Source organism: Pantoea sp. CTOTU50773, from assembly GCF_032082325.1.
GTDB classification, from domain to species: Bacteria; Pseudomonadota; Gammaproteobacteria; order Enterobacterales; family Enterobacteriaceae; genus Pantoea; species Pantoea communis.
Genome location: NZ_DAMDQC010000144.1, coordinates 1 through 10,999, shown reverse-complemented (window position 1 = coordinate 10,999; position 10,999 = coordinate 1). Strand labels below are relative to the sequence as shown.

The following is a 10,999-nucleotide window of genomic DNA, read 5'->3' as shown; positions in this document are numbered from 1 at the left end:
GGGTCAACGTTGTAGGTGAGTTTGAAGACTCAACAGCACTGATTAACAGCTTGTCCAAACTGGATGCTAACGTTCTGATTACCGATCTCTCTATGCCAGGCGAGAAATACGGTGATGGCATCACACTGATTAAGTACATCAAACGTCACTATCCGGATCTCTCAATTATCGTTTTGACCATGAACAATAACCCAGCGATCCTGAGCGCCGTATTGGATCTGGATATCGAAGGGATTGTACTGAAGCAAGGTGCACCGACCGATCTGCCAAAAGCGCTGGCAGCCCTGCAGAAAGGCAAAAAATATACGCCTGAAAGCGTGGCGAAACTGCTGGAGAAAATCAGTGCTGGCGGTTACGGAGACAAACGTCTGTCGCCGAAAGAGAGTGAAGTTCTGCGCCTGTTTGCCGAAGGTTTCCTGGTAACGGAAATCGCTAAAAAACTGAACCGCAGTATCAAAACCATCAGTAGCCAGAAGAAATCGGCGATGATGAAGCTCGGGGTGGAAAATGATATCGCCCTGCTGAATTACCTCTCTTCCGTGAGCGCGACTCAGGTTGAAAGAGATTAAGATGTAAAAAAGGCGCACTTCGGTGCGCCTGTTCTTCTGTACTACCCTTTCCTGCTTTTTCTTACCCGCTCGGCATAGATTGCCAACGTCGATTTCAACACATCAAGCGTAACAGGCTTGGATAGGCAATTATCCATCCCGGCATCCATACAGCGCTGCTTCTCTTCTGCCAACGCATTGGCCGTCACCCCAATCACCGGGAAGGCATGGCCCAACTGACGCAGGCGCTGCGTCAGGCGATAACCATCCATATTCGGCATATTGACGTCACTCAGCACAATATCAATGTGATTACGGCTTAGCACATTCAGCGCATCGACCCCATCCTGTGCAGTTTTGGTTTGATAGCCCAGTGTGCCGAGTTGCTCGGAGAGCAACATACGGTTAATCGGGTGATCATCAACAATCAGTACCATAATGTCATCGTAACGGTTGGCCTCTTGCGGTGCGGCCAACTGCAACGGCGTGCTGGTTTCGCTATCAATATTGAGGCGATAGATGCGGCCAAGTAATGAAGGCAGATCGTGCAGCATCGCACTGCTCTGCACCCACTGACCCGGCGCGGTTTCCTGCGGCATGTCGATGTGCTGACCGCAGATGTGAATCTGCGCGCGCACGGCCTGTGACACCGTATCCTGATGGTCGCTAATAATCACATCGTCGCTACCGGCATTACCCTGATAATGCGCGATCGCAATACCCTGTTGCTGCAACAGACGCAGCAGGAAGACCGCGAGATAATCATTTCTCATATCCAGCCAGATGGCTTTTTCCTGCAAACCATCCAGAAGCGGCGGCGCAGGCTGTTGTCCAGCGTAAATGGGGATACGGATGATAAACTGGCTACCCATGCCCGGCTCAGAGTCGACCTCAATATCACCGTCCATCATGTTGATCAGCTTTTCACAGATTGCCAGACCCAGCCCGGTGCCCTGGAAGTTGCGCTGCACGCCAGAGCCCACCTGGAAGAAGGGATCGAACAGACGCGTCACTTCTTTCGCTGGAATACCGACGCCGGTATCGCGCACGCGGAAGGCTAAATACCCATCTTTGACATAAGCATGCAGAATAATACAGCCGGTATGGGTGAACTTGATCGCGTTATTCAGCAGGTTAGAAATGACCTGCTGCAGACGCATTGGATCGCCATCCATCGTCAGCGGCACATCATTTTCGATCATCACATATAACGTTAGACGTTTACGCACCACCAGCGACAGATAGTTGCTGGCGATGTGATTGACCACCTCACGCGGCGAGAACGGGCGCGGCTCAATCTTCAGCTGCTCCGACTCAATTTTCGAGAAGTCGAGAATATCACTGATGATTTTAAGCAGCAGGCTCGATGAGTTGTTCATCGCCGTAACCAGCGATTCCACACCTTTTGGCAACGACTTGGTTTGCAGCAGGTCGAGGTTACCGATGATGCCGTACAGCGGGGTGCGCAGTTCGTGACTGACGGTGGCAAGGAACATGGATTTGGACTGGCTGGCCTGCTCTGCCGCATGCGCCATCTCCTGCAACGACTGCTCCATGCGCACACGCGCTGAAACGTCCACCAGCACGCAAATTGCGACGTTTTCATTGCGATAGCGTGAATGCACAAAGCTGATTTGCAGGTTGGTATTGGTACCGGTGAGCACATCGACAAAGTTGACCTGCTGGCCCCCGATGATCTCATTGAGGCGCTGACGATCTTCCTGCGTCAGCAGCGTCAGATAGTTGTGAGCCAGTTCGTTACTCAGAATATTGGTGCCGTCGCTGGTGCGCAAAATACAGATGCCGACCGGCGCCGAAGCGACAATTTTGCGGTTGAACTGCTCGTGCTCTTCCAGCCGATGTGCGTTATCTTCCGCTGGCAGGAACATACGGCGTTCGAATATCCATGCCAGCGTGAACAGGATCAATGCGCTGAAGATATTCAGCAACAGCGCGTTAATCAGCATCAGCTTGAGCTGATCCACCAGCACGTCAGTAGAGAGTGACCACACCACGTTAAGATTGGACGGCGGCAGCGGTTTCTTCAGGACTAACTGGCGATAGCTATCAAGATAACCAAACCAGGTGCTGTCATCCGGCAGATCGTCAAAAGAGTAGCCGGGGCCACCGCGACGCGAACTCAGCAACGGACGGTAGTTCTCATCAGTAATGGTGGCAACCAGCGGCAAACCGCCCGGCTGAATAAACTCATCAAGACGGATATTTTGTTCCACGCCCAGCAACGCCTGTAGCTTGTTGGCCACATACACCGGCATCACCATGTAGAAATTACCGACACCAGGCTGGCTGCTCGGCGTAATCCAGTACATCGGATTACGCCGCTCTTCTTCATTGCCGCTGCGATAGTGCAGCACCCGCTCGCGCAGGGCTTTCAGGCTGCGTTCACGATCGACTGAATTGTTGTTACCAATGGCGAAATCGGCCAGACACTGATTTTCACCCCCAATAAAGAACACACGGTTGAGTTCGTAAGCGGAGGTGAAGTTACTTTTCCAGTAGTTGATGAAGTAACCCAGCGAATCGAGCGAGTTACGCCAGGTGTTACTCATTGAAGTGCAATCACCATCAGAAAACAGCGGCGTGAACTGTGGCAAGGTACTTTTACCAGCAGGCAGGCCATTCAGCACGTCCAAACCGTTGCTACTGTTACTTAAGCGGTTTTCGGTGATGTATTTCAGTTCACGCATGACGTCGGCCGAGTGGCGTACATACCATTCCGCCTGGCCATAATTGGTGTCAAATTCCTGGCGAACCGCGTTCTCTTTTTCGTGCAGTACGTTGATGATGAAGAAGGTGGTCAGCAACGCACCCAACGTCCAAAGCAGCAGCGCCAGCGCACGGAACAGATAGCGCGAGATGCGAAGCGTAGTGCGAAAGGAGACGAGATATTTCAAAAGAGACTCACTGGCGGTAAGGGGTTGTCAGGAAGTTGAAAAACCCTCATACACTAGCTTTATCGGCCCGAAAAAGCCAGTTGGTGCGCGACTTTGGGAGTAAAACTCAGATAAAAAAACGGCAGGTCGGTTGCCCTGACCTGCCGCTGTTGTTCACCGCTGCGGATTACTCTTCTTCATCCGCTTCAGGTGCATCGTCGTCGTTGTCCACTTCCGGCGCGATATCGTCTTCGCCTTCCGCGACGCTGCCGTCGATGGCGTCGAGTTCTTCTTCTTCCACCGGCTCAGCAACACGTTGCAGACCCACAACGTTTTCGTCTTCCGCGGTACGAATCAGAATCACGCCCTGGGTGTTACGGCCGACCACACTGACTTCCGATACGCGTGTACGCACCAGCGTACCGGCATCGGTAATCATCATGATCTGATCGCCATCCACCACCTGCACCGCACCGATGACCGGTCCGTTACGTTCGGTGACTTTAATCGAGATCACACCCTGGGTTGCACGCGACTTGGTTGGGTATTCGCTATTCGCTGTACGTTTACCGTAACCATTTTGCGTCACAGTGAGGATGGCACCCTCTTCACGTGGCACGATCAGTGAAACCACTTTATCGCTTTCAGCCAGCTTGATACCACGAACACCAGAGGCCGAACGGCCCATGGCGCGAACCGCAGTCTCAGAGAAGCGCACCACTTTACCCGCAGCAGAGAACAGCATGGCCTCATCGCTACCGTTGGTCAGTGCAACACCGATCAATTCATCATCTTCACGCAGGTTAATGGCGATAATACCGGCGCTACGTGGACGGCTGAATTCCTGCAGGGCAGTTTTCTTCACGGTACCGTCAGCGGTCGCCATAAAGATATTGAAGCCTTCGGTGTATTCACGCACCGGCAGAATAGCGGTGATACGTTCGTTGGCTTCCAGCGGCAGCAGATTAACAATTGGGCGACCACGTGCGCCACGGCTCGCTTCTGGCAGCTGGTAAACTTTCATCCAGTAGAGACGGCCACGGCTGGAGAAGCACAGAATGGTATCATGGGTGTTGGCTACCAGCAGACGATCAATAAAGTCTTCTTCTTTAATACGTGCTGCGGATTTGCCTTTGCCACCACGACGCTGCGCTTCATAGTCAGTCAGCGGCTGATATTTGACATAACCCTGATGCGACAGCGTGACCACCACATCTTCCTGATTAATCAGATCTTCAATGTTGATGTCGGCGCTGTTGGCGGTAATTTCAGTACGACGTTCATCACCAAACTGGTCACGCATTGCCACCAGCTCTTCGCGGATGACTTCCATCAGACGCTCGGCGCTCTGCAGGATGTGGATCAGTTCTGCGATCTGGTCCAGCAGCTCTTTGTATTCGTCGAGCAGCTTTTCGTGCTCAAGGCCGGTCAGTTTCTGCAGACGCAGATCCAGAATTGCCTGAGCTTGCTGTTCAGTCAGGTAGTACTGACCGTCACGAATACCGAACTGCGCTTCCAGCCATTCTGGACGTGCTGCGTCATCGCCCGCACGCTCCAGCATGGTGGCTACGTTGCCCAGATTCCATGGCTGTGCCAACAGGCCCGCTTTCGCTTCAGCTGGCGTTGGTGCGCGACGAATCAGTTCGATAATCGGATCGATGTTGGCCAGCGCAATGGCCAGACCTTCAAGGATGTGTGCACGGTCACGCGCTTTGCGCAGTTCGAAAATGGTACGGCGAGTCACCACTTCACGGCGGTGGCGCACGAAGGCTTCAATGATGCCTTTCAGCGTCATGATCTTCGGCTGGCCCTGATGGAGTGCCACCATGTTGATGCCGAAGGAGACTTGCAGTTGCGTCAGGGAATAGAGGTTGTTGAGCACCACTTCACCGACCGCATCGCGTTTGATCTCAATAACGATACGCATACCGTCTTTATCGGATTCATCACGCAGGCCGCTAATGCCTTCCACACGCTTCTCTTTCACCAGCTCGGCAATTTTCTCGATCAGGCGCGCTTTGTTTACCTGATACGGGATTTCATTGACGATGATGGTTTCGCGGCCGGTTTTTGCGTCGGTTTCAATCTCACCGCGTGCGCGGATATAAATCTTACCGCGACCGGTGCGATAGGCTTCTTCGATACCACGACGACCGTTGATGAACGCCGCAGTCGGGAAGTCAGGACCGGTGATGTGTTCCATCAGGCCTTCAACAGTGATGTCTTCGTCTTCGATAAAGGCGAGGCAGCCGTTGATCACTTCCGTCAGGTTATGCGGTGGAATGTTGGTCGCCATACCTACGGCGATACCGGACGAGCCGTTCACCAGCAGGTTAGGAATTTTGGTCGGCAGCACTTCAGGAATCTGCTCGGTGCCATCATAGTTCGGCACAAAATCGACGGTCTCTTTTTCGAGGTCCGCCAGCAGTTCAGAAGAGATCTTCGCCATACGCACTTCGGTATAACGCATCGCTGCGGCGGAGTCGCCATCAACGGAACCGAAGTTACCCTGACCATCTACCAGCATGTAGCGCAGGGAGAACGGCTGGGCCATACGAACGATACTTTCGTATACCGCGGAATCACCGTGTGGGTGATATTTACCGATCACGTCACCGACCACACGGGCCGATTTCTTATAAGCTTTGTTCCAGTCGTTACCCAGTTCGCTCATGGCAAAAAGCACACGGCGGTGCACCGGCTTCAAGCCATCACGCACATCGGGTAAAGCTCGGCCAACGATGACCGACATGGCGTAATCGAGGTAGGAGTTTTTTAACTCTTCTTCGATATTGACCGGTGTAATTTCTCTCGCAAGGTCGCTCATGGAGCCGCTATCCCTCTACATAATGCCGGTTTTTAATGGTGCGAAAGTATATCACAGTGGTTGCCCTCGGTGAACGTAAAGCAGGGTTTAATGCCGCTTTTCCTTGCAGGTGAGAGATGCGCTAGCAAGAGTTAAGCGTTTATACTGAGGGAATATTTTGTCAGGAGTCGTGATTCAATGAGTGAACAACCGCAGGAAAGCCGCCAAAACGTCGACCACGCTGAGATTGCCAAGTTTGAAGCGGTCGCATCGCGCTGGTGGGATTTAGAGGGTGAGTTTAAGCCGTTACACCGCATTAATCCACTGCGTCTTGGCTGGATTGCCCAACACAGCAATGGTTTGTTTGGTAAGAAGGTGCTGGATGTCGGCTGCGGTGGCGGTATTTTAGCGGAGAGCATGGCGCGTGAAGGAGCCAACGTGACCGGGCTGGATATGGGTGCGGAGCCGCTGGAAGTAGCACGGTTGCATGCGCTGGAGAGCGGTGTGAGCGTGAACTATGTGCAGCAGACCGTGGAAGACCATGCGATTAGCCATGCGGGGGCCTATGACGTGGTGACTTGCATGGAGATGCTGGAGCACGTACCGGATCCGCGTTCTGTGGTGCTGGCATGTGCGCAGTTGGTAAAGCCGGGCGGCGAAGTGTTCTTCTCGACCATTAACCGTAATCCCAAGGCGTGGTTGCTGGCGGTGTTTGGTGCCGAATATGTGATGCGCATGGTGCCGCGCGGTACACATGACGTGAAGAAGTTTATCCGTCCGGCGGAGTTGCTGAATTGGGTTGATGAGACGCCATTGCGTGAGAGAGGCATGATTGGCCTGCACTACAATCCGCTGACCAATCAGTTCCGTCTGGGGCGTGGTGTGGATGTGAATTATATGGTGCATACGCATCGTCAGGATTGAGTGTTAGCGTGGTTGCTGGTTGCTGTGGGAACCGTGCGTCGGCCAGTAAAGCCCCGCCCGATCGCAAAGGAAACACGCATCCATGCAGATCGGCCGCCGCATCCCTGCGGCGGACGCTTTGCTCTTCGGGCGGGGCTTTACTGGCCCTGAACGTTGATCATGGCTTTGAGTCGCGCTGCGTTGTGGATTGAGCTTCATTAAGTTGCCCTCGCAGCCGCTGCCATTAACATGATGCAGCAGCGCGTTTTTCTTCCTATCTACCCGCTTTAGGTACTTTCAATCATGCTGCTACCCGATTGTGCGGAGATGTCCATGCCGCCATCACTGCGGAAATATCCCCTTAAACGCGGTTTTCTTTCTTGGTTCGCTCATTAACGCTTCCAACGCCTCAACGCACGCCAGGTAGTGTGCCGTTTTCTTGTGCGCCAGCACGGCGGCCTCATCGGTGTAAGCTTCATAAATAAAGAAGCGCGTCGGCACATGGCTGTCCTGCAACACATCAAAACGCAGATTGCCGGGTTCCTCCAGCGCACCTAAATGATTGAGCTTAAAAACCCGCAAAAACTCGTCGATACAGTCGGGTTTGACGTTGATCTCGACCAGCGTGACTTCCATCGGCTTGTCCTTTTTATCGCGATTGGCAAAGTGGCAATCCTGGTAAAGCTTGTTTAATAAAACTCTCGCAGCGATCACAGTTCAAACTTTCAGCGGTGGGCTAAGCCGTTCATCTGGAGGTGAAAACCCTCGCGCACAGCTATCTTTGCAGTAACACCCGTTGGGCCGTCGGCGTGGAGCACTTTTCCGTTTCAACAGGAGTTTTGCGATGTCACACGCCCCGCATTTGATGGCGCTCGACGCCGGTACTGGCAGTATTCGCGCCGTGATTTTCAATCTTCAGGGTGAACAGGTCGCCGTGGCGCAAGCTGAATGGCGGCACCTCGCCCTGCCCGACGTGCCGGGATCGATGGAGTTTGATCTGAGCCACAACTGGCAACTCGCCTGTCAGTGTATTCAGCAGGTGCTGCAACAGTCGCAGTTGCCAGCCAGCGCGATTCGCAGCGTGGCCTGCTGCTCGATGCGCGAAGGGATCGTGCTCTATAACAAAGCTGGCGAAGCAATTTGGGCCTGTGCCAACGTGGATGCCCGCGCCAGCCGCGAAGTGAGTGAGCTGAAAGAGATTCATCACGGCGAGTTTGAGCGTGAAATCTATCAGTGCTCAGGGCAAACCCTGGCACTTGGGGCAATGCCACGCCTGTTATGGCTGGCGCATCATCGACCCGATATTTATCGTCAGGCGGCAACGCTGTCGATGATCAGCGACTGGCTGGCAAAATGCCTGAGTGGCGAACTGGCAGTGGATCCCTCCAACGCGGGCACCACCGGCCTGCTGGATTTACGCACCCGAAACTGGCGGCCTGATTTGCTGGAGATGGCGGGTTTGCGCGGCGATATATTGTCACCCGTGGCCGAAACCGGTACGCAACTGGGAACCGTGACAGCCGAAGCCGCTCGTCAGTGTGGGCTGGTGCAAGGCACAGTGGTTGGCATGGGCGGCGGTGATGTGCAGTTGGGGACACTGGGGTTAAGTGTCGTGAATGCGGGGGAAACTGCTGTGCTCGGCGGCACTTTCTGGCAGCAGGTGGTGAATCTGCCGCAGCCGCAGATTGATCCTCAAATGAACATTCGCGTGAATCCGCATGTGATCCCCGGTATGGCGCAGGCGGAAGCGATCAGTTTCTTTACCGGCCTCACGATGCGCTGGTTCCGTGATGCCTTTTGCAGCGAAGAGAAACTGCTGGCGGAGCGGCTGGGTGTGGATTGCTACAGCCTGCTGGAAGAGATGGCGGCACGCGTCCCCGCCGGTTCGTGGGGCGTGATGCCGGTGTTCTCAGATGCAATGCACTTCAACAAGTGGTATCACGCTGCGCCTTCCTTTATTAATCTTTCCATCGACCCCGAACGCTGCAATAAACAGACGCTCTTCCGTGCGCTGGAAGAGAATGCCGCGATTGTTTCGGCCTGCAATCTGGATCTGGTGGCCGCCTTTTCCGGTGTCCAAACCTCACAGATAGTGTTTGCCGGAGGCGGTGCGAAGGGCAAATTGTGGAGCCAGATTTTGAGCGATGTCACGGGGCTGACGGTCAAAGTGCCGCAGGTGAAAGAAGCCACCGCCCTGGGCTGCGCGATTGCGGCTGGCGTCGCCGCTGGGGTTTATCGCAGTTTGCAGGAAACCGGGCAAGCATTAGTACGCTGGGAGCGCGAATTTCACCCCAACGCAGAACACCACCAACTCTATCAACAGCAAAAAGCCAACTGGCAGAAAGTCTATGCCGACCAACTCACCCTGGTGGACAGTGGGTTAACCACCTCGATGTGGAAAGCGCCAGGTTTGTAACTCACTGCTATCCAGATCAATTTCCTTTTAGACGCATGCCACGCATTTTTGTAGGCTGGATTGGTCACAAAAAATTCATAAGCAATTTTAGATAAGTTCGCTACTGGCGGCCTTGTCAGGGCTTTTTTGACTTCAGAAATTTCCGTGATGAGAACCTTTGAGCAATAAACACGCGCTCGATCAAAAAGTGAAAAAAAAGTCGCTGGCAGTTGACACCATTGGCAGGCCTTATGGAATGGGGATCCAGGAATTTCGCTACCCCCCTAGACGGATTTTTTCGCGAAAATCAACTCTTGTGATGATCAGAATGCTGACTAGAATACTCACCATATTGTTGTTCAAACTTCCCGCACCCCCTATATATAGTGTTTATCCACAGGCTTACTCACAACGAGCGGCTTGTGCATAGGCCTTGTGAATAGATGGGGGATAACTCACTCTTTCATGGACAGGTAAACACGCGACATGAACCAAAGTCTGCTCGTTACTAAACGCGATGGCCGCCAGGAGCGCATTGATCTCGATAAGATTCACCGGGTACTGGATTGGGCCGCTGAAGGGCTGAATAACGTCTCCGTGTCTCAGGTTGAGTTGCGCTCCCACATTCAGTTCTACGATGGAATTCGTACTTCTGATATCCATGAGACCATCATCAAGGCCGCTGCAGACCTGATCTCCCGTGATGCGCCGGATTACCAGTACCTGGCTGCTCGCCTCGCCATCTTCCACCTACGTAAAAAAGCGTACGGCCAGTTTGAGCCGCCGAAGCTGTACGATCAGGTCGTGAAAATGGTTGAGATGGGCAAATACGACCGTCACCTGCTGGAAGATTACAGCGTAGAAGAGTTCGAGCAGATGGACGGCTTCATCGACCACTGGCGCGACATGAACTTCTCTTACGCTGCGGTGAAGCAGCTGGAAGGTAAATACCTGGCGCAGAACCGTGTGAGCGGTGAAATCTACGAGAGTGCCCAGTTCCTGTATATTCTGGTTGCTGCATGCCTGTTCTCCGGTTATCCGCGTGAGACGCGTATGGATTACGTGCGTCGCTTCTATGATGCCGTGTCCACCTTCAAGATCTCACTGCCGACGCCAATCATGTCTGGCGTGCGTACCCCAACGCGTCAGTTCAGCTCTTGCGTCTTGATCGAATGCGGTGACAGCCTTGATTCCATCAATGCCACCTCCAGCGCTATCGTAAAATACGTGTCGCAGCGTGCGGGTATCGGTATCAACGCTGGTCGCATTCGTGCGCTGGGTAGCCCAATCCGTGGCGGCGAAGCCTTCCATACCGGTTGCATCCCGTTCTATAAACATTTCCAGACGGCAGTGAAGTCGTGCTCACAAGGCGGCGTACGTGGCGGTGCAGCCACCCTGTTCTACCCAATGTGGCATCTGGAAGTGGAAAGCCTGCTGGTGCTGAAAAACAACC

Annotated in this window: 7 protein-coding genes; 4 read left to right on the top strand and 3 right to left on the bottom strand. The window is 53.6% G+C overall.

Going from position 1 to position 10,999, the window contains the following annotated elements; translation table 11 throughout:
- Positions 1-569: response regulator transcription factor RcsB (gene rcsB, locus RT340_RS18380; RefSeq protein ID WP_313377448.1), on the top strand; the 569-nt coding region annotated here is incomplete at its 5' end.
- 41 nt (positions 570-610) lie between these two features.
- On the opposite strand, the gene rcsC is transcribed toward rcsB, so the two are convergent.
- Complete coding sequence (rcsC, locus tag RT340_RS18375) at positions 611-3,463, bottom strand: two-component system sensor histidine kinase RcsC (RefSeq protein ID WP_097116589.1); 2,853 nt, start codon at positions 3,461-3,463, stop codon at positions 611-613.
- Positions 3,464-3,629: 166 nt separating this feature from the next.
- Complete coding sequence (gene gyrA, locus RT340_RS18370) at positions 3,630-6,269, bottom strand: DNA topoisomerase (ATP-hydrolyzing) subunit A (protein WP_097116588.1); 2,640 nt, start codon at positions 6,267-6,269, stop codon at positions 3,630-3,632.
- Positions 6,270-6,446: 177 nt separating this feature from the next.
- Here gyrA and ubiG point away from each other — a divergent pair, with 177 nt between their 5' ends.
- Positions 6,447-7,172: a bifunctional 2-polyprenyl-6-hydroxyphenol methylase/3-demethylubiquinol 3-O-methyltransferase UbiG gene (gene ubiG / locus RT340_RS18365; protein WP_166934734.1), complete on the top strand. Its 726-nt coding sequence runs from the start codon at positions 6,447-6,449 to the stop codon at positions 7,170-7,172.
- 321 nt (positions 7,173-7,493) lie between these two features.
- Here ubiG and lsrG read toward each other — a convergent pair whose 3' ends face one another.
- A complete protein-coding gene (lsrG, locus tag RT340_RS18360; RefSeq protein WP_097116586.1) occupies positions 7,494-7,787 on the bottom strand; it encodes a (4S)-4-hydroxy-5-phosphonooxypentane-2,3-dione isomerase in 294 nt (97 codons plus the stop codon).
- Between the two features lie 208 nt (positions 7,788-7,995).
- On the opposite strand from lsrG, the gene lsrK reads away from it, so the two are divergent.
- Positions 7,996-9,567 carry an autoinducer-2 kinase gene (lsrK, locus tag RT340_RS18355; RefSeq protein WP_211728246.1) on the top strand — a complete coding sequence of 524 codons (1,572 nt, stop codon included), beginning with the start codon at positions 7,996-7,998 and terminating at the stop codon, positions 9,565-9,567.
- A 465-nt stretch (positions 9,568-10,032) separates the two neighbouring features.
- Positions 10,033-10,999, top strand: a 967-nt coding sequence (locus tag RT340_RS18350; RefSeq protein WP_313377447.1) for a ribonucleotide reductase N-terminal alpha domain-containing protein, incomplete at its 3' end; no start/stop codon positions are given.

Coding starts and splice junctions, on each gene's coding strand:
- gyrA (WP_097116588.1), bottom strand. CDS start 6,269: ATGAGCGACCTTGCGAGAGAAATTACACCGGTCAATATCGAAGAAGAG.
- ubiG (WP_166934734.1), top strand. CDS start 6,447: ATGAGTGAACAACCGCAGGAAAGCCGCCAAAACGTCGACCACGCTGAG.
- lsrG (WP_097116586.1), bottom strand. CDS start 7,787: ATGGAAGTCACGCTGGTCGAGATCAACGTCAAACCCGACTGTATCGAC.
- lsrK (WP_211728246.1), top strand. CDS start 7,996: ATGTCACACGCCCCGCATTTGATGGCGCTCGACGCCGGTACTGGCAGT.